Raw genomic sequence first — 18,892 nt, 5'->3', positions numbered from 1 at the left:
CCGAGGTACACACGCCATGACCCAGCCGCCGCCCCCGCCGCCCCACCAGCCCCCGCAGGGGGGAGGCTTCGGGCCTCCGCAGGACCAGCCGCCGCAGCCGCCGACCCCGCCGTCGGGCGGTTCCCCGAACCTCGGCAAGGCTCCCGAACCGGGCTACGGCTACCCGCAGACGCCGCAGACCCCTCCGGGGGCCCCGCAGACGCCGCCGCAGTCGCCCGCGGCCCCGCCGACCCCGCCGCAGCCGCAGCCGGGGTACGGGTACCCGCAGGCTCCCCCGCAGCCCCAGCCCGGTTACGGCTACCCCGGCCAGCAGCCCGGCCCGTACGGGCAGCCGCAGCAGCCGGGGCCCTACGGGCAGCCGACTCCGCCGTACGGGCAGCCGGGCCAGCCCGGACAGCCCGGCTACGGCTATCCGCAGGCGACCGTGCCGATGCAGGCCCAGGCGGGCGCGGCGGGCGGCCGCGGGAAGATCAACGCGCAGCTGGCGATCATCGTGGCGGCGGTCGTCGCGATCGCGCTGATCATCGGCGGCGGTGTCTGGTACGCCGGGTCCTCCGGCGAGGGCAAGGACGACACCGCGAGCTCCGGCGGCGCCACCGGCGGCAAGGGCGGCACGGACGGGAAGGGCGGCGAGGGCGCGCCCCCCGGCAGCAAGGAGAAGGTGCCGTCCGACCCCGCGTCCAAGGTGCTCTTCCAGGTGCCCGCGCCCGCGGTGAGCAAGGACGACAACAGCGTCGTCGTCTCCGGCTCGTGGCTCACCGACCAGGTGTACGCCAAGAGCGGCATCGCCGAGGTCGTCGGCTACGACCCCGCCAAGGGCAGCAAGAAGTGGACCATCAAGCTGGCCGGGCCCGTGTGCACGGCCAGCAAGCACGTCACCGACGACAACAAGACGGTCATCGTCCACCAGCCCGCGATGCCGACCAAGGCGGAGCCCGCGCACGGCTGTTCCCAGGTCGCGGTCATCGACCTGGACGCGGGCGAGAAGGTGTGGACGAAGACCGCCGGCGACCAGCCGATCTCCTTCGACAACGTCACGATCAGCGGTGGCACCGTCGCGGCCGGCAGCAGCGAGGGCGGCGTCGCCTTCGACGTGGCCAAGGGCGACGTCCTCTGGTCCCCGAAGGCGACCGACACCTGCCAGGACATGGGCTACGCGGGCGGCGAGAAGCTGGTCGCGGTGCGCCGGTGCGGGTCGTACGACGCCCGGCAGCTCAACATCCAGACCATCGACCCGAAGTCCGGCAAGGTGATCTCCGAGTACAAGATGGCCAAGGGCATCGAGTACGCGGGCGTCGTGTCGACGAACCCGCTGGTCGTGGCCGCCGACGTCGCGGACTCCGCCGGTGACGGCAGCGGCATCTCGGACCTGTTCTCCATCGACAACAAGACCGGGAAGCTGCTGAACCGCATCTCGGTGCCGGGTGACGAGTTCGGGGCCGAGTGCGACATCATCACCAAGGTCGAGCAGTGCACGGGCCTCGCGGTCGGCAACGGACGGCTCTACATCCCGACCGAGGAGCACGAGGGCAGCGGTGAGTCCTACAGCCGCACCAACGAGGTCGTCGCCTTCGACCTCGCCACCGGGAAGCAGACCGGGCAGCGCGCGGACGCCGGCGAGGACTACACGATCGTCCCGCTGCGCATGGACGGCGGCAACGTGATCGCCTACAAGCGCCCGCCCTACGACAAGGGCGGCCAGATCGTCAGCATCGACGGCGGGACCTTCAAGCAGACCACGCTGCTGGAGAACCCGGCGACGGAGACGGTGCGGGACGTGGAGGCGAGCATGCTGCCGGAGTACTCCGAGTACCTCTACTCGCAGGGACGCCTGTACATGTCGCAGACGTACGCCAGCGAGCCGACCAGCGCGGACGAGAAGGAGTACCTCGCGATCGGGTTCGGCATCAGCGGCTGACGCCGGTTCCGCGGTGTCCGGCACCGCCGCGAGGTGCCGCCGCGAGGGTGCCGCACGGCCCCGTCCCTTTCAGGGGCGGGGCCGTTTCGGCGATCCGGGGCGGTTATCACCGGTAGGGCAGCGCGACGTCGAGCCAGCGTGTAGCTTCCGGGGCAGGCCGGGTGACTGGGGGGTTGCTCCATGGGAGTGAGGCTCATGGTGGTCGACGACCACCGACTGCTCGCCGAGGCGCTGGCCTCGGCGCTGAAGCTGCGGGGCCACCGGGTGCTCGCCGCGGCGGCGCCGGCCGCCGGGGCGGCGGAGCTGGTGATCAGCCGGGCGCCGGAGGTGTGCCTGCTGGGGACGGCGACACCGGCCGAGCCGGGGATCTTCGATCCGGTGGTGCGGATCAAGCGGGAGCGTCCGCAGGTGGCGGTGCTGGTGCTGGGCCCGGTGCCGAACCCGCGCGGGATCGCGGCGGCCTTCGCGGCGGGGGCCTCGGGGTACGTCCGGCACGACGAGCGGATAGAGGGCGTCGAGCGGTCGATCATGAAGGCGCGGGCCGGGGAGGCGGCGGTGGCGCCGTCGTTGCTGCAGGGGGCCTTCGGGGAGCTGCTGAATCCGGCGGCGCAGCCCGACGACGAGGGGCAGCGGCTGCTCCAGATGCTCACGCCGAGGGAGGTGGAGGTGCTGGTGCGGGTCGCCGACGGCGAGGACACCCGGCTGATCGCGGCGGGGATGGGGATCGCACCGTCCACGGCTCGGACGCATGTGCAGCGGGTGCTGATGAAGCTGGGGGTGGGCTCCCGGCTGGAGGCGGCGGCGCTGGCGGCTCGGACGGGGTTGCTGGACCGGGCGGGGGCCTCCGGCGGTTGAACGGGGGCCTCCGGCGGTGGGGCGGGGTGCCTGCGGCGGCCCGCGGGGGTTTGGTGGGGGTGCGGGTGGCCCGCCTGCGGCGGCCTGTGCGGGTTCGGTGGGGGTGCCTTGCCTGCGGCGCCTGTGCGGGTTCGGTGGGGGTGCGCGGTGCGCGTGCGGTGGTTTGGGGGTCGGGGCCGCGCCGGGGGGTGTCCGTCCTCGGAACGGCGCGGAATCGGTCGGCCGAGAGGTGAGGGCGTTGACGCGCCAACCGCTGCGGGCGGACACCCCCCGGCACGGCCCCTTCTCGCCTTACGCGGCTACCCGTCCGCGCCGCGGCTGCGGGCCGTCGGCGCAGCCGCACCCGTAGCGCCGGGGCGCGTCACCCACCCGCGCGCTGGGGCACCCGGGGGCGCCGACCGGAGCCCCCGGGGTATGCGGAACCCCGTCACTCCTCGGTGGGGGGCGGCGGTGGAGCCGTCGGGCGCAGCTTCAGCCAGGTCAGGAAGAACAGGCCGAGGAGGAGCATCCCCAGGCCGGTCCACAGGTTGATGTTGACTCCCTGTGCCTTGTCGATGTCGTCGTCGGACGCCGCGAAGCCCGCGATCGTCACGATGACGCCGTAGACCACGAACAGCCCGCCGATGATGCGCCGGATGTCGAACAGCCGCGCTGCGGTGACGGACTTGGTCTCCAGCTCGGAGACCTCGTCCTGGACGTTCTTGTCGGAGTAGGAATCGGACATGCTCTCTCAATCCTCCCGCGGTCAGAACGAGAACGGGATGTAGCAGGCGGCGGCCAGGACGACCGCCCCCCAGCCCAGCAGCGCCGGCTTGCGGTACCACGCGTCGTCGCCCTCGGCGGGCGCCTCGGCCATGCCGGGGGACGTGGTGCCGTAGACCAGGCCCTGGAGCTCGGCGGTGGGCTTCGGGGCGGTGAACAGGGAGACCGCGACCATGACGACCGCGCCGGCCACGAAGCCGGCGATCGCCGAGACGAAGTTGGCGCCCTGGTCGGAGGGGATGTCGATGATGCCCTGCTTGTAGATGACGAAGTAGTTCACCATCGCCGCGGTGGTGCCCGCGATCAGGCCCCAGAAGCCGGACTTCATGGACGCCCGCTTCCAGAACATGCCGATGATGAAGACCACGAACATCGGCACGTTGAAGAAGGAGAAGAGCGTCTGGAGGTAGCTCATGATGTTGGAGAAGGACGACGCCAGGAACGCCGTGCCGATGGAGGCGAGGACGCCGATCACCGTGATCAGGCGGCCGAAGCGCACGTAGTAGTCGTCCTCGCGGTCCTTCACGACGTAGCGCGCCCAGATGTCGGTGGTGAAGACCGTGTTGAAGGACGACACGTTCGCCGCCATGCCGGCCATGAAGGCGGCCAGGAGGCCGGTGACCGCGATGCCGAGGACACCGTTGGGCAGCAGCTGCTGCATCAGGTACGGGATGGCGTCGTTGTACTGGAGGTCCGAGCCGGGGGTGCCGATCTTCGGGACGAGGACCGCGGCGACCAGGCCCGGGATCATCACGACGAAGACGATGAAGATCTTCGGGAAGGCGGCGATGAGCGGGGTGCGCTGGGCCGCCGAGAGGTTCTTCGCCGACAGGGCGCGCTGCACCTCGGCGAAGTTCGTCGTCCAGTAGCCGAAGGACAGGACGAAGCCCAGGCCGAGCACGATGGTCAGCCAGTTGGCGCCCAGCGGGTTGTCGCTGCCGATGCCCGTGCCGCCCCACGCGGTCATGAAGTCGCCGCCGCGGGTCTGGGTGAGGGAGTCGGACAGACCGTCCCAGCCGCCGACCTTCTTCAGGCCCAGGATGGTGATCGGGATGAGGCCGGCCAGGATCACGAAGAACTGGAGGACCTCGTTGTAGATCGCCGAGGACAGGCCGCCGAGCGTGATGTACGCCAGGACGAAGAAGCCGGCGACCACGATGGCCACCCACTGGGGCCAGCCGAGGAGGGCCTCGACGACGATCGCGAGCGCGTAGAGGTTGACGCCGGCGATGAGGATGGCGGCCACGGCGAACAGGATCGAACTGAGCAGGTGCGAGGCCCTGTCGAAGCGCAGGAGGAGGAACTCCGGCACCGAGCGGACCTTGGAGCCGTAGTAGAACGGCATCATCACCAGGCCCAGGAAGACCATCGCCGGGATGGCGCCGATCCAGTACCAGTGGGTCGTGTAGACGCCGTACTGGGCGCTGTTGGCGGCCATGCCGAGGATCTCGGTGGCGCCCAGGTTGGCCGCGACGAAGGCGAGACCGGTGACCCAGGCGGGCAGCGAGCGGCCGGACAGGAAGAAGTCGAGGCTGGTCTTGACGGAGCGGCGGGCGGCGAAGCCGATGCCGAGCACGACGACGAAGTAGATCCCGAGGATCGAGTAGTCGAGCCAGTTGGTGGGGAGTCGAAGCTCCGCGGCTAGATATGTGGGGGTATGCATACGAACTCGCTTCGTTGCGCGAACTGGTCCGGAGCGGAACCTACGCCTCCGCGTTCAGTAATTGAACACTTCTGGTGATGTTCTTTGTTTGATTGTGATGAGCGACGGGGCCTGGTGAGTTGTGATGTGTTATGTTCGATTGTGTTGAGTCATTGGGAGTGGGTGCAGAGGAGTGCGGCAGTGAAGAAGACCTCGACCCGGCTGGCCGACGGTCGCGAGCTCGTCTACTACGACCTGCACGACGACGCGGTGCGCGACGCCGTGGACCGGCGTCCGCTGGAGCGCACCGTCACCACCTCCGAGGTCCGCCGCGACCCGTTGCGCGGCGACTCGGTCGCCATCGCCTCGCACCGCCAGGGCCGCACCTACCACCCGCCCGCCGACCAGTGCCCGCTGTGCCCCTCGCGGGGCGAGCGTCTGAGCGAGATCCCGGACTCCTCCTACGACGTGGCGGTCTTCGAGAACCGCTTCCCCTCGCTGGCCGGCGACTCCGGCCGCTGCGAGGTCGTCTGCTTCACCTCCGACCACGACGCCTCCTTCGCCGACCTGAGCGAGGAGCAGGCCCGGCTCGTGCTCGACGCCTGGACCGACCGCACCTCGGAGCTGTCGCATCTGCCCTCCGTGGAACAGGTGTTCTGTTTTGAGAACCGGGGCGCCGAGATCGGGGTGACGCTGGGTCACCCGCACGGGCAGATCTACGCCTACCCCTTCACCACCCCCCGCACCGCCCAGATGCTCCGTTCGCTGGCCGCCCACCAGGACGCCACGGGCGGGGGCAACCTGTTCGACGCGGTCCTGGAGGAGGAACTGGCCGGTGAGCGGGTCGTCCTGGAGGGTGAGCACTGGGTCGCCTTCGTGCCGCACGCCGCGCACTGGCCCTACGAGGTGCACCTCTACCCCAGGCGGCGGGTGCCCGACCTGCTCGGGCTGGACGAGGCGGCCCGCACAGAGTTCCCCCAGGTCTATCTGGAACTGTTGAGGCGCTTCGACCGGATCTTCGGTGAGGGTGAGCCTCCGACGCCGTACATCGCCGCCTGGCACCAGGCGCCGTTCGGACACCTGGAGGACTTCGAGGGCGTGGCGCGGGACGACTTCGCGCTGCACCTGGAGCTTTTCACCATCCGCCGTACGTCCGGCAAGCTGAAGTTCCTCGCGGGCTCCGAGTCGGGCATGGACGTGTTCATCAACGACGTGCCCCCGGAGCTCGCGGCCGAGCGACTGCGAGAGGTAGCGAGTTCATGAGTGGGAAGTACCTGGTGACGGGCGGCGCGGGCTACGTCGGCAGCGTCGTCGCCCAACATCTGCTGGAAGCCGGTCACGAGGTCGTCGTGCTCGACAACCTCTCGACGGGCTTCCGCGAGGGCGTGCCGGCGGGTGCCACGTTCGTCGAGGGGGACATCCGCGACGCCGCCAAGTGGCTGGACGGCACCTTCGACGGGGTGCTGCACTTCGCCGCCTTCTCGCAGGTCGGCGAGTCGGTCGTGAAGCCCGAGAAGTACTGGGACAACAACGTGGGCGGCACCATGGCCCTCCTGGAGGCGATGCGCACGGCGGGCGTGCGCCGGCTGGTCTTCTCCTCCACCGCCGCGACCTACGGCGAGCCGGAGCGCTCCCCGATCGTCGAGTCCGCGCCGACGCGGCCCACCAGCCCCTACGGCGCCTCGAAGCTCGCCGTGGACCACATGATCACGGGTGAGGCGAAGGCGCACGGGCTGGGCGCGGTCTCGCTGCGGTACTTCAACGTCGCGGGCGCCTACGGGGCGTACGGCGAGCGTCACGACCCCGAGTCCCACCTGATCCCGCTGGTCCTCCAGGTGGCGCAGGGCCGGCGCGAGGCCATCTCCGTCTTCGGCGACGACTACCCGACGCCGGACGGCACCTGCGTCCGCGACTACATCCACGTCGCCGACCTGGCCGAGGCCCACCTGCTGGCCCTGGACGCGGCCGTCCCGGGCGAGCACCTCATCTGCAACCTGGGCAACGGCAACGGCTTCTCCGTCCGCGAGGTCGTCGAGACCGTCCGCCGGGTGACGGGCCACCCGATCCCCGAGGTGGTGGCGGACCGCCGCGGCGGCGACCCGGCGGTCCTGGTGGCGTCGGCGGACACCGCCCGCGAGAAACTGGGCTGGAACCCGTCCCGCGCGGACCTCGCGGGGATCGTGGCGGACGCGTGGGAGTTCGCGCAGCGGCGCGCGGACCAGGACTCGACGAAGGGCTAGGGGTCAGGGCATGGGCGAGGCTGTCGCGGAGACCGTCGGCGAGCGGTTCCGGGAGCTGTACGGGACGGACCCGGAAGGGGTGTGGGCGGCGCCGGGCCGGGTGAACCTGATCGGCGAGCACACGGACTACAACGACGGCTTCGTCATGCCGTTCGCCCTGCCGCACACCGCGGTCGCCGCCGTCTCCCGGCGCGGGGACGGCGTGCTGCGCCTGCACTCGGCGGACATCGGGGACGACCCCGTCGAGCTGCGCGTCGCCGACCTGGCCCCCGGGTCGGACAAGTCCTGGACCGCCTACCCCTCGGGCGTCGTCTGGGCGCTGCGCGAGGCCGGCCACGAACTGACCGGCGCCGACATCCACCTGGCCTCGACGGTCCCCTCGGGCGCGGGGCTCTCGTCCTCGGCGGCCCTGGAGGTCGTCGTGGCAGTGGCGTTGAACGACCTGTACTCCCTCGGCCTGCGCGGCTGGCAGCTGGCCCGGCTGTGCCAGCGCGCCGAGAACGTCTACGTCGGTGCCCCCGTCGGCATCATGGACCAGACCGCGTCCGCCTGCTGCGAGAGCGGACACGCCCTGTTCCTCGACACCCGGGACCTCTCCCAGCGCCAGATCCCCTTCGACCTCGCGGCCGAGGGCATGCGCCTGCTCGTCGTCGACACCCGCGTCAAGCACTCCCACAGCGAGGGCGAGTACGGCAAGCGCCGCGCGGGCTGCGAGAAGGGCGCCGCGCTGCTCGGCGTGGACGCGCTGCGGGACGTGGCGTACGACGAGCTGGACGCGGCGCTGGAGCGGCTGGCCGACGACGAGGAGGTGCGCCGCCTGGTGCGCCACGTGGTCACCGAGGACGAGCGGGTCGAGCGGGTGGTCGCGCTGCTGGAGTCCGGCGACACCCGCGCCATCGGCCCCGTCCTGGTCGAGGGCCACGCCTCGCTGCGCGACGACTTCCGCATCTCCTGCCGGGAGCTGGACCTCGTCGTCGACACGGCCCTCGCCGCCGGCGCCCTCGGCGCGCGCATGACCGGCGGCGGCTTCGGCGGCTCGGCGATCGTCCTCGTGGAGGCGGCCGACGTCGACGCCGTCACCAAGGCGGTGGAGGAGGCGTTCGCGGCGGCGGCCCTCACGGCCCCGCGGGTGTTCGAGGCGGTGCCTTCGGCGGGAGCGCGGCGCCTCGTCTGAGCCGGCTACCCCAGCCGCTTCACCAGCGTGTACTCCGTGATCCCCGGCGGATAGTCGGGGATCACGCACACCACCCCGTACCCCTGCCTCGCGTAGAAGTCCGGCGCCTGGAAGTCCCAGGTCTCCACGCGCGACGCCGAGCAGCCCCGTCCCTCCCGGGCCTCTCGCTCCGCCTCCCTCAGCAGGGCGGAGCCCAGGCCGGCCCCGCGGTGGCGGTCGGCCACCCACAGGTAGGTCACGTGCAGCCAGGTCGCCCAGGTGTGGCCGACGAGACCACCCGCCAGCGCACCGGCCTCGTCCAGGACCCAGACGTGCAGGGGGAATTCGCGTTCGTGAGCGGTTCCGCGCAACGAACGCAGGACCGAGGAGGCCGCCGTGTTCGTCTCCCGCAGGCGAGTGCGCAGCAGATCGCGTCGTGCCTTGTCCACTTCTGTCACAAGACGAAACATGCGGCTCACCATAAACGTGCCGGACTGTCAGTTCTGCAAATAGCCTTCCGCTCCCGGCGCCCGCCCGTACTCTGATGGACAGCACCGGTGGGGGCCGGTGCCGTTCAGGGGGCGAGACAGCCGGGTACGGCGCCCGGGGCGGGGGTAGCGGTTCTGCACGGCGGCGGCCGTGCGGCCGCGGCGTCCCGTCCCGGAGTACCGACCGCACGGTCGGATACGGGGCTCCGGGCGTCGTACCCGTGCCGGTGGCGTCTTCCGACGACGGACAGACGATGGGTATCCCCTGCTCCTGGAGGAGCTCGGGGGAGGGGGTTTCGTGGTTCGTATCCGAGTCCTGGTCGTCGACGACCATCGCATCTTCGCCGAGTCGCTCGCCGCCGCCCTGGCCGCCGAGCCCGACGTCGACGTGTCCGCGGCCGGCAGCGGCCCGGCCGCGCTGCGCTGCCTGGAGCGGGCCGCGTCCGAGGGGCGGCGGTTCGACGTGCTGCTCGTCGACGCCGACCTCGGCGGCCGGGTGCCCGGCGCCCGCCCGGCCGTGCCGGTGCGGGACGGCAACGAGGACGGGCTGGTGGACGGGATCTCGCTGGTCGCCGGGGTGCGAACGGCGCAGCCCGCGGTGCGGACCGTCGTCCTCGCCGAGAAGGACGACCCCCGGCGGGCGGCCCTCGCGCTGGGGGCCGGGGCCTGTGGGTGGGTGGCCAAGGACTGCTCCCTGTCGCGGCTGCTCAGCGTCATCCGGGGTGTCCTGCGCGACGAGACGCATCTGCCGCCCGCCCTGCTCACCGGCGTCCTGCGGGAGCTGACCGCAGCCCGCAAGCACCGCACCGAGAGCGAGCGGCTGGTGGAGTCGCTGACCCCGCGGGAGCGCGAGGTACTGCGCTGCATGGTGGCCGGGCTCGGACGCAAGGCCGTCGCCGAGCGGCTGTACCTGTCCCCCCACACCGTGCGCACCCACATGCAGAACGTGCTGGGCAAGCTGGGCGTCCACTCCACCCTCGCGGCCGTGGCACTGGCCCGCCGGGCCGGGGTGGGGCCGGTGGACCTGGGGTCGACCGAGCGCATCGGGTCGCGGGAGAGCAACAGCGCCTGACCGAGGCCGGTGAGCACCGGCCGGCCGGCGCCGGGGGCGGGGCCCGCCCGCGAGGCCCTAGCCGGGGATGTTGTCGAACGGGGCGGTCAGCTGGCGCAGCAGTGCCGCCAGTTCGCTGCGCTGGGCGCGGGAGAGCTCGGCCAGGATCGCGCGCTCCTGGTCCAGCAGGCCCGCCAGGGACCGGTCGGCGCGGTCCTGCCCCTCGTCCGTGAGCCGGACCAGTACGCCGCGCCGGTCACTGGGGTCGGGCAGCCGCTCCACCAGGCCCTTCTTGGCCAGGCGGTCGATACGGTTGGTCATGGTGCCCGAGGTGACCAGGGTCTGCGTGAGGAGCTGCCCCGGTGAGAGCTGGTACGGAGTGCCCGCACGGCGCAGCGCCGTCAGGACGTCGAACTCCCACGGCTCGAGTTCGTGTTCGGAGAAGGCCAGCCGACGGGCGCGGTCCAGGTGCCGGGCGAGCCTGCTGACCCGGCTCAGCACCTCGAGCGGTTCCACGTCGAGGTCCGGGCGCTCCCGGCGCCACGCTGCGACCAGCCGATCGACCTCGTCCTCCATGACGATCAGTGTAGTGGTTGTGTCGATGTGAAGTCTCTTGACGTCGATTCTCTTGACGTCGAGATAGTTTCTCGGTGACGCTGGGTACCCGCTCCGGACGCGACCCTGGAGGCTCCATGTCCGCCACCGCCCCCACCTGGGACCCCTCCCAGTACCTGCGCCACGCCGGACACCGCGCCCGCCCCTTCACCGACCTCCTCGCCCGCGTACCCGACCTCACCGGGGGGCCGTCCGCCGGGCCGCCCCGCATCGCCGACCTCGGCTGCGGACCCGGCAACGTCACCGTCCTGCTCGCCGACCGCTGGCCCACCGCCCGCGTCACCGGCTACGACAACTCGGCGCGGATGCTCGAACGCGCCCGGGAGTACGCCGGCCCCACACCCGGGGGCGGACGCCTCGACTTCGCCCCCGCCGACGTCCGCACCTGGACGCCCGACGAGCCGTACGACCTCCTCGTCAGCAACGCCACCCTCCAGTGGGTCCCCGGCCACGCCGACCGCTTCCCCGACTGGATCGCCGGCCTCGCCCCCGGCGGCGTCCTCGCCTTCCAGGTGCCCGGCAACTTCGACGCCCCCAGCCACCGCCTGATGCGCGAACTCGCCCACTCCCCGCGCTGGCGGGACCGCCTCGCCGGCACCCTGCGCCACGACGGCGCCGTCCTCACGCCCGAGGCCTACCTCGACCGCCTGACCTCGGCCGGCTGCACCGCCGACGTGTGGGAGACGACCTACGTCCACCTGCTGCCCGGCGAGGACGCGGTCCTGGACTGGGTGAAGGGGACGGGACTGCGGCCGGTGCTCACCGTGCTCGACGACGACCCGGAGGCCCGCGACGCCTTCGTCGAGGAGTACCGGACCGCACTGCGCGCCGCCTACCCGGCCGGGGCGCACGGCACCCCGTTCCCGTTCCGCCGCGTCTTCGCCGTAGCCCGCAAGGAGCAGAGCCGGTGACCAGCGCGGCCGGCCGCGCACGGCGCGCCGCGCCACCCCGCCGAGCGGACCGGGCCGCTCACACCACCCCGTCCGCCACCAGCGCCTCGACGGCCTCGGCGGACAGGCCCAGCTCGCCGAGGACGGCCCGCGTGTGCTCGCCCGGCGCGGGCACCGCCTCCATGCGGGGCGCCTCGTCCGTCGGTCCCGGCGGGGCCAGGGCCGGTACGGGCCCGACCGGGGTCGGCACCTCGTGCAGGCGTCCGCGCGCGGCCAGCTGCGGGTGGGCCCACACCTCGTCGAGCGTGTTCACCCGCGCGCTGGCCACGGGCACGGCGGCGAGCAGGTCGATCGCCGCGGTGCTCGTCAGCTCCGCGAAACGGGCGGCGACGATCGCGCCCAGCGTCTCGCGGTGCGCGTTGCGGCCGGCGTTGGTCGCGTAGTCGGGGTGGTCGGCCAGCTCCGGCCGCTCCAGGAAGGTCTCGCAGAAGCCGCGCCACTCGCGCTCGTTCTGGATCGCCATCATGACGACCTTGCCGTCGCCCGCCGTGAACGGACCGTAGGGATGGATCGTCGCGTGCGCGGCACCCGCCCGGGGCGGCGGCTCGGCGCCGTCGAGGGCGTAGTACAGCGGGAAGCCCATCCACTCCACGGTGGCCTCCAGCATCGACACGTCCAGGTGCGTGCCCCGCCCGGTCCGCCCGCGTTCCAGCAGCGCGGCCAGGATCGAGCTGTAGGCGTACATCCCGGCGGCGATGTCCGAGACCGAGATGCCCACCTTGGCCATGTCCTCCGGCGTGCCCGTGACGGACAGCAGCCCCGACTCGGCCTGCACCATCAGGTCGTACGCCTTGCGGTCCGCGTAGGGGCCCAGGGCGCCGTACCCGGAGATGTCGCAGACGATCAGCTCCGGGTGCCGGGCCCGCAGTTCCTCCGCGCCCAGGCCGGCCCGGGCCGCCGCACCCGGCGCGAGGTTCTGGAGGAAGACGTCGGCGCCCGCGATCAGCCGGCGCAGCACCTCGCCGCCGCGGGGGTCCTTGATGTCCAGGGTGAGGGACTCCTTGTTCCGGTTCACCCAGACGAAGTGCGAGCTCAGACCCCGTGCCCGGGTGTCGTAGGCGCGGGCGAAGTCCCCCGTGCCGGGACGTTCCACCTTGATCACCCGCGCGCCGAGATCGGCGAGCTGGCGGCTGGCGTAGGGAGCGGCGACCGCCTGTTCGAGCGCGACGACGGTGACTCCGCGGAGCGGCTGCATGTGTGCTGTCCCCCGGTACGGCGCTAGCTCTTGCGGTGACCGATGAGCCGCGGCTTGGGCTCCAGGCCGTCCAGCCCGTGCCACGCCAGGTTCACCAGGTGCGCCGCCACCTCCGCCTTCTTCGGGCGGCGCACGTCCAGCCACCACTGCCCGGTCAGCGCCACCATGCCCACCAGCGCCTGCGCGTACAGCGGGGCCAGCTTGGCGTCGAAGCCGCGGTTCTTGAACTCGCGGCCCAGGATGTCCTCCACCTGGGTGGCGATGTCCGAGATGAGGGAGGCGAAGGTGCCCGTCGACTGCGGAATGGGGGAGTCGCGGACCAGGATGCGGAAACCGTCCGTGTACTCCTCGATGTAGTCGAGGAGCGCGAAGGCGGCCTGTTCGCACAGCTCGCGCGGATGGCCGGCGGTCAGGGAACTGGTCACCATGTCCAGCAGCCGCCGCATCTCACGGTCCACCACCACCGCGTACAGCCCCTCCTTGCCGCCGAAGTGCTCGTACACCACCGGCTTGGAGACCCCGGCCTTCGCCGCGATCTCCTCCACCGAGGTGCCCTCGAAACCCTTCTCGGCGAAGAGGGTGCGACCGATCTCCAGCAGCTGCTGGCGGCGCTCGGCACCGGTCATCCGGGTGCGGCGCGCGCGGCGCGGCTTGTCATTGCTGGGAGTGCTGGAGTCGGTCGCCACAGCGACCATCATGCCGCCTCGACGGTTTCCTTCCGGCGGCGGGAGCCGCCTTCGTCCGTGTTCCGCCGGGAATCGATACGCGAGCGTGACGGCCACCGCACGTCGTAGGCCCACCCGAACTGCTCGAACCAGCGGATCAGACGCGCGCTCGAGTCCAGCTGGCCGCGCATCACGCCGTGCCGCGCCGAGGTCGGGTCGGCGTGGTGCAGGTTGTGCCAGGACTCACCGCAGGACAGGATCGCCAGCCACCACACGTTGCCCGAGCGGTCCCGCGACTTGAACGGGCGCTTGCCGACCGCGTGGCAGATCGAGTTGATCGACCACGTCACGTGGTGCAGCAGTGCCACCCGGACGAGTGACCCCCAGAAGAACCCGGTGAACGCTCCCCACCAGGACATCGTGACCAGCCCGCCGATCAGCGCCGGGAGGGCCAGCGACACCAGCGTCCACAGGACGAACTGGCGGGAGATCGCGCGGAGCGCCGGGTCCTTGATCAGGTCCGGGGCGTACTTCTCCTGCGAGGTCTGCTCCTCGTCGAACATCCAGGCGATGTGCGCCCACCACAGGCCCTTGATCAGAGCCGGGACCGTCTCGCCGTACCGCCACGGCGAATGCGGGTCGCCCTCGTCGTCGGAGAACCTGTGGTGCTTGCGGTGGTCGGCCACCCAGCGGACCAGCGGGCCCTCGACGGCCATCGAACCGGCGATCGCGAGTGCGATCTTCAGCGGCCGTTTCGCCTTGAAGGAGCCGTGGGTGAAGTGACGGTGGAAGCCGATGGTGATGCCGTGGCAGCCCAGGAAGTAGAAGAAGACCAGCAGGCCCAGGTCCAGCCAGCTCACGCCCCATCCCCACGCCAGCGGCACCGCCGCCACCAGCGCGAGGAACGGGACGGTGATGAACAGCAGCAGCGTGATCTGTTCGAGGGACCGCTTCTGCTCACCACCCAGCGTGGCGGACGGCGCGGAGGTGCCGTCGGGATTCTTCGAAGCGTCTGGGATCACATCGGAACTTGTGGTCATGCGCGTCCCCTGGGGGGTCGAGGGTGATGTCCGGTGCCGGGTCTCGATAACCGTGCGCTCGTTCCTACGGTTCCGTAACCTACGGCGACGTAAGTATGGCAGCGCGTGGTGCCGCGGCAAGAGCCCGAGAGCCTGCGCGTCCTGGCCGACACCTATCCTGGGAGTCGGTCGGACAGCGCGGTCCGCTCTGATTACTTCCCGGACGTCCGGCCCGGTAAGCGGCGCCCGCCGCGCGAGACGGCCGTCCGGGTTCCCTCCCAGACGAGCTTCAACACTGCAAGGAGCCGCACCTGTGAGCAGTGCCGACGACCAGACCACCATGACGACCAGCAGCGAGCTGCGCGCCGACATCCGCCGGCTGGGTGATCTCCTCGGAGAGACCCTGGTGCGGCAGGAGGGCCCCGAGCTGCTGGAACTCGTCGAGAAGGTGCGCCGACTCACCCGAGAGGACGGCGAGGCCGCCGCCGAGCTGCTGCGCGGCACCGAACTGGAGACCGCGGCCAAGCTGGTCCGCGCCTTCTCCACGTACTTCCACCTCGCCAACGTCACCGAGCAGGTCCACCGCGGCCGGGAACTGGGCGCCCGGCGCGCCGCCGAGGGAGGACTGCTCGCGCGCACCGCGGACCGCCTGAAGGACGCCGACCCCGAGCACCTGCGCGACACCGTCCGCAACCTCAACGTGCGCCCCGTCTTCACCGCGCACCCCACCGAGGCCGCCCGCCGCTCCGTCCTGAACAAGCTGCGCCGCATCGCCGCCCTCCTGGACACCCCGGTCATCGAGTCCGACCGGCGCCGCCTGGACATCCGCCTCGCCGAGAACATCGACCTCGTGTGGCAGACCGACGAACTCCGCGTCGTGCGCCCTGAACCCGCCGACGAGGCGCGCAACGCCATCTACTACCTGGACGAGCTCCACGCGAACGCCGTCGGCGACGTCCTGGAGGACCTCACGGCGGAGCTGGAGCGAGCCGGCGTCAAGCTCCCCGACGACACCCGCCCGCTCACCTTCGGCACCTGGATCGGCGGCGACCGCGACGGCAACCCCAACGTGACCCCGCAGGTCACCTGGGACGTCCTCATCCTCCAGCACGAGCACGGCATCAACGACGCCCTGGAGATGATCGACGAGCTGCGCGGCTTCCTCTCCAACTCGATCCGCTACACCGGCGCCACCGAGGAACTCCTCACCTCCCTCCAGGCCGACCTCGAGCGGCTCCCCGAGATCAGCCCCCGCTACAAGCGCCTCAACGCGGAGGAGCCCTACCGGCTCAAGGCGACCTGCATCCGGCAGAAGCTGGAGAACACCAAGCAGCGCCTCGCCAAGGGCACCCCCCACGAGGCCGGCCACGACTACCTGGGCACCGCCGAGCTCCTGGACGACCTGCGCATCGTCCAGACCTCGCTGCGCGCCCACCGCGGCGGCCTCTTCGCCGACGGCCGCCTCGCCCGCACCATCCGCACGCTCGCCGCCTTCGGCCTCCAGCTCGCCACCATGGACGTCCGCGAGCACGCCGACGCCCACCACCACGCCCTCGGCCAGCTCTTCGACCGGCTCGGCGAGGAGTCCTGGCGCTACGCCGACATGCCCCGCGAGTACCGCGCCAAGCTGCTCGCCAAGGAGCTGCGGTCCCGCCGGCCGCTGGCGCCCACCCCGGCGCCCGTCGACGCCGCCGGGGAGAAGACCCTCGGCGTCTTCCAGACCGTCAAGCGCGCGCTGGAGGTGTTCGGTCCCGAGGTCATCGAGTCCTACATCATCTCGATGTGCCAGGGCGCCGACGACGTCTTCGCGGCGGCGGTGCTGGCCCGCGAGGCCGGCCTGATCGACCTGCACGCCGGCTGGGCGAAGATCGGCATCGTGCCGCTCCTGGAGACCACCGACGAGCTCAAGGCCGCCGACACCATCCTGGAGGACCTCCTCTCCGACCCCTCCTACCGGCGCCTGGTCGCCCTGCGCGGCGATGTCCAGGAGGTCATGCTCGGCTACTCCGACTCCTCCAAGTTCGGCGGCATCACCACCTCGCAGTGGGAGATCCACCGCGCCCAGCGCCGCCTGCGCGACGTCGCCCACCGCTACGGCGTACGCCTGCGCCTCTTCCACGGCCGCGGCGGCACCGTCGGCCGCGGCGGCGGCCCCACCCACGACGCGATCCTCGCCCAGCCCTGGGGCACCCTGGAGGGCGAGATCAAGGTCACCGAGCAGGGCGAGGTCATCTCCGACAAGTACCTCATCCCGTCCCTGGCCCGGGAGAACCTGGAGCTGACCGTCGCGGCCACCCTCCAGGCCTCCGCGCTGCACACCGCGCCCCGCCAGTCCGACGAGGCACTGGCCCGCTGGGACGCCGCGATGGACGTCGTCTCCGACGCGGCCCACACCTCGTACCGCAAGCTGGTCGAGGACCCCGACCTGCCCACGTACTTCCTGGCCTCCACGCCGGTCGACCAGCTCGCCGACCTGCACCTGGGCTCGCGGCCCTCCCGCCGCCCCGGCTCGGGCGTCTCGCTCGACGGACTGCGCGCCATCCCGTGGGTGTTCGGCTGGACCCAGTCCCGGCAGATCGTCCCCGGCTGGTACGGCGTCGGCTCCGGTCTGAAGGCACTGCGCGAGGCGGGCCTGGACACCGTCCTCGACGAGATGCACCAGCAGTGGCACTTCTTCCGCAACTTCATCTCCAACGTCGAGATGACCCTCGCCAAGACGGACCTGCGCATCGCCCAGCACTACGTCGACACCCTGGTGCCGGACGAGCTGAAGCACGTCTTCGACGCCATCAAGGCCGAGCACGAGCTCACCGTCGCCGAGGTCCTGCGGGTCACCGGCGAGAGTGAACTGCTGGACGCCGACCCGGTCCTGAAGCAGACCTTCGCCATCCGCGACGCCTACCTCGACCCGATCTCCTACCTCCAGGTCGCCCTCCTCGGCCGTCAGCGCGAGGCCGCGGCGGCGGGCGAGGAAGCCGACCCGCTGCTCGCCCGGGCCCTCCTGCTCACCGTCAACGGTGTCGCCGCGGGCCTGCGCAACACCGGCTGACCCGCACCCCCCCCGGCACGGACGACGGTGCCCCCGCGCTCACCAGGAGCACGGGGGCACCGTCACGTCGCACGCCGGGACCTCACACCGCGAGGAACGCCGCCGTCAGCAGGGCGATTCCCGCCCCCGCCATCACCCACGCCGCCCGCGTCCGCCGCAGGCCACCCGCCACCACCACCGACGCCAGGAGCAGCGCCCCGCCCAGCGGCACCCAGGCGTAGAGCACCCCAGCCGGGCCCGAACGCACCGCGTCCCCGCCGGGCTTCACCACCACGGTGTACGTCCGCCCCTCGGTCACGGCGACCGAATCCTCCAGGACCACCCGTTCCCGCGCCTGCGACCCCGCCGACACCGGCACGTACGGCCCGCTGCACGAACCCCCTTCGCACCGCGTCACCTCGACGGTGCCCTGCTCCCGGCCCTTGGTCAGCAGCACGTGCTGCGCCGTACCCCAGGACGCCCAGACACCCGCGATCAGGATCAGCACCGTCACCGCGCCCATCGCCGCGATCCGGCCGAATCGCAGCAGGGCGGAGGAGGCCTGGCGGGGACGAGCGGCGGCGGAGGCGGGCATGGCCGGGATCATTGGCCATACCTGTGCGCTCGGTCAACTTGCCTGCGTGCCATCACCGGACAAGTCCGGAGTTGTACGTCAGGAGTTGTACGTGCTCTGCGCCCGCTCCAGCCCCTCGATGACCAGGGCCTCGACCGCGTCCGCCGCCCGGTCCACGAAGTAGTCCAGCTCCTTGCGCTCCGTCGACGAGAAGTCCCGCAGCACGAAATCGGCCACCGGCATCCGCCCCGGCGGCCGTCCGATCCCGAACCGCACCCGGTGGTAGTCCGGACCCAGCGCCTTCGTGATGGACTTCAGCCCGTTGTGCCCGTTGTCCCCGCCGCCCAGCTTCAGCCGCAGTACGCCGTAGTCGATGTCCAACTCGTCGTGCACCGCCACGATGTTGCCGACCGGAACCTTGTAGAAGTCCCGCAGCGCGGTCACCGGCCCGCCCGACACGTTCATGAACGACATCGGCTTCGCCAGGATCACCCGCCGGTTGCCCGGCCCCGGCGGCCCGATCCGCCCCTCGACCACCTGCGCCTGGGCCTTGCCGTGCCGCTTGAACCGCGCCCCGATCCGCTCCGCCAGCAGATCCGCCACCATGAAACCGACGTTGTGCCGGTTCGCGGCGTACTCGGGGCCCGGGTTGCCGAGACCGGCCACCAGCCAGGGCGCACCCGCGTCCGTCGTCACGTCCCTGTCTCCTTCGTGTCCGCCATGACCGTCCGCCATGA

At 71.7% G+C, this 18,892-nt stretch carries 17 protein-coding genes; 8 read left to right on the top strand and 9 right to left on the bottom strand.

All coding sequences use genetic code 11. The features are described 5' to 3' along the window. Positions 1-16 precede the first annotated feature (16 nt). Together SAM23877_RS15035 and SAM23877_RS15030 are read left to right on the top strand one after the other, a co-directional pair. On the top strand, positions 17-1,918 hold the full coding sequence (locus SAM23877_RS15035) for an outer membrane protein assembly factor BamB family protein (RefSeq protein ID WP_174532219.1): 1,902 nt from the start codon (positions 17-19) through the stop codon (positions 1,916-1,918). A gap of 180 nt (positions 1,919-2,098) precedes the next feature. After that, a complete protein-coding gene (locus SAM23877_RS15030) occupies positions 2,099-2,773 on the top strand; it encodes a helix-turn-helix transcriptional regulator (protein ID WP_053132453.1) in 675 nt (224 codons plus the stop codon). A gap of 427 nt (positions 2,774-3,200) precedes the next feature. On the opposite strand, the gene SAM23877_RS15025 is transcribed toward SAM23877_RS15030, so the two are convergent. Further along, positions 3,201-3,497 carry a hypothetical protein gene (locus SAM23877_RS15025; protein WP_053132450.1) on the bottom strand — a complete coding sequence of 99 codons (297 nt, stop codon included), beginning with the start codon at positions 3,495-3,497 and terminating at the stop codon, positions 3,201-3,203. A gap of 21 nt (positions 3,498-3,518) precedes the next feature. Continuing rightward, positions 3,519-5,198 carry a sodium:solute symporter family protein gene (locus SAM23877_RS15020; RefSeq protein WP_053132446.1) on the bottom strand — a complete coding sequence of 560 codons (1,680 nt, stop codon included), beginning with the start codon at positions 5,196-5,198 and terminating at the stop codon, positions 3,519-3,521. A 180-nt stretch (positions 5,199-5,378) separates the two neighbouring features. Here SAM23877_RS15020 and galT point away from each other — a divergent pair, with 180 nt between their 5' ends. The 3 genes from galT to galK are packed head-to-tail and all read left to right on the top strand — an operon-like array spanning position 5,379 to position 8,591. Continuing rightward, the gene (gene galT / locus SAM23877_RS15015) at positions 5,379-6,440 is read left to right on the top strand and encodes a galactose-1-phosphate uridylyltransferase (RefSeq protein ID WP_053132433.1); all 1,062 of its coding nucleotides are present in this window, start codon (positions 5,379-5,381) and stop codon (positions 6,438-6,440) included. After that, positions 6,437-7,417 (top strand): UDP-glucose 4-epimerase GalE, encoded by a 981-nt coding sequence (gene galE, locus SAM23877_RS15010; RefSeq protein WP_053132429.1) that lies wholly within the window; start codon positions 6,437-6,439, stop codon positions 7,415-7,417. The genes galT and galE overlap by 4 nt, the downstream gene beginning before the upstream one ends. 10 nt (positions 7,418-7,427) lie before the next feature. Further along, complete coding sequence (gene galK, locus SAM23877_RS15005) at positions 7,428-8,591, top strand: galactokinase (RefSeq protein ID WP_053132426.1); 1,164 nt, start codon at positions 7,428-7,430, stop codon at positions 8,589-8,591. Between the two features lie 5 nt (positions 8,592-8,596). On the opposite strand, the gene SAM23877_RS15000 is transcribed toward galK, so the two are convergent. Continuing rightward, complete coding sequence (locus tag SAM23877_RS15000) at positions 8,597-9,052, bottom strand: GNAT family N-acetyltransferase (RefSeq protein ID WP_053132423.1); 456 nt, start codon at positions 9,050-9,052, stop codon at positions 8,597-8,599. A 304-nt stretch (positions 9,053-9,356) separates the two neighbouring features. On the opposite strand from SAM23877_RS15000, the gene SAM23877_RS14995 reads away from it, so the two are divergent. Then, positions 9,357-10,130, top strand: a complete 774-nt coding sequence (locus SAM23877_RS14995; protein ID WP_053132420.1) for a response regulator transcription factor — start codon at positions 9,357-9,359, stop codon at positions 10,128-10,130. 57 nt (positions 10,131-10,187) lie between these two features. Here SAM23877_RS14995 and tamR read toward each other — a convergent pair whose 3' ends face one another. Then, positions 10,188-10,685 carry a MarR family transcriptional regulator TamR gene (gene tamR, locus SAM23877_RS14990; RefSeq protein ID WP_053132417.1) on the bottom strand — a complete coding sequence of 166 codons (498 nt, stop codon included), beginning with the start codon at positions 10,683-10,685 and terminating at the stop codon, positions 10,188-10,190. Between the two features lie 116 nt (positions 10,686-10,801). On the opposite strand from tamR, the gene SAM23877_RS14985 reads away from it, so the two are divergent. Then, complete coding sequence (locus SAM23877_RS14985; protein ID WP_053132414.1) at positions 10,802-11,635, top strand: trans-aconitate 2-methyltransferase; 834 nt, start codon at positions 10,802-10,804, stop codon at positions 11,633-11,635. A 58-nt stretch (positions 11,636-11,693) separates the two neighbouring features. On the opposite strand, the gene SAM23877_RS14980 is transcribed toward SAM23877_RS14985, so the two are convergent. The 3 genes from SAM23877_RS14980 to SAM23877_RS14970 are packed head-to-tail and all read right to left on the bottom strand — an operon-like array spanning position 11,694 to position 14,574. Then, positions 11,694-12,869: a CaiB/BaiF CoA transferase family protein gene (locus SAM23877_RS14980; RefSeq protein ID WP_053132412.1), complete on the bottom strand. Its 1,176-nt coding sequence runs from the start codon at positions 12,867-12,869 to the stop codon at positions 11,694-11,696. 23 nt (positions 12,870-12,892) lie between these two features. Continuing rightward, complete coding sequence (locus tag SAM23877_RS14975) at positions 12,893-13,567, bottom strand: TetR/AcrR family transcriptional regulator (RefSeq protein ID WP_053132409.1); 675 nt, start codon at positions 13,565-13,567, stop codon at positions 12,893-12,895. Beyond that, positions 13,564-14,574, bottom strand: coding sequence for an acyl-CoA desaturase (locus SAM23877_RS14970; protein ID WP_053132407.1), 1,011 nt, complete (start codon positions 14,572-14,574; stop codon positions 13,564-13,566). Before SAM23877_RS14970 ends, SAM23877_RS14975 begins: the two co-directional genes overlap by 4 nt. 292 nt (positions 14,575-14,866) lie before the next feature. On the opposite strand from SAM23877_RS14970, the gene ppc reads away from it, so the two are divergent. Then, a complete protein-coding gene (gene ppc, locus SAM23877_RS14965) occupies positions 14,867-17,602 on the top strand; it encodes a phosphoenolpyruvate carboxylase (RefSeq protein ID WP_053132404.1) in 2,736 nt (911 codons plus the stop codon). Positions 17,603-17,684: 82 nt separating this feature from the next. Here the strand turns inward: ppc and SAM23877_RS14960 are convergent, their stop codons facing one another. Beyond that, on the bottom strand, positions 17,685-18,188 hold the full coding sequence (locus tag SAM23877_RS14960) for a hypothetical protein (RefSeq protein WP_079030215.1): 504 nt from the start codon (positions 18,186-18,188) through the stop codon (positions 17,685-17,687). Between the two features lie 66 nt (positions 18,189-18,254). Next, positions 18,255-18,890: an aminoacyl-tRNA hydrolase gene (gene pth / locus SAM23877_RS14955; RefSeq protein ID WP_063482259.1), complete on the bottom strand. Its 636-nt coding sequence runs from the start codon at positions 18,888-18,890 to the stop codon at positions 18,255-18,257. Positions 18,891-18,892: the final 2 nt, after the last annotated feature.

This window comes from Streptomyces ambofaciens ATCC 23877 (genome assembly GCF_001267885.1).
In the GTDB taxonomy this organism is placed as follows: domain Bacteria; phylum Actinomycetota; class Actinomycetes; order Streptomycetales; family Streptomycetaceae; genus Streptomyces; species Streptomyces ambofaciens.
Note: the sequence above shows the minus strand (reverse complement) of the source record. Positions and strands in the feature narration are given on the sequence as shown.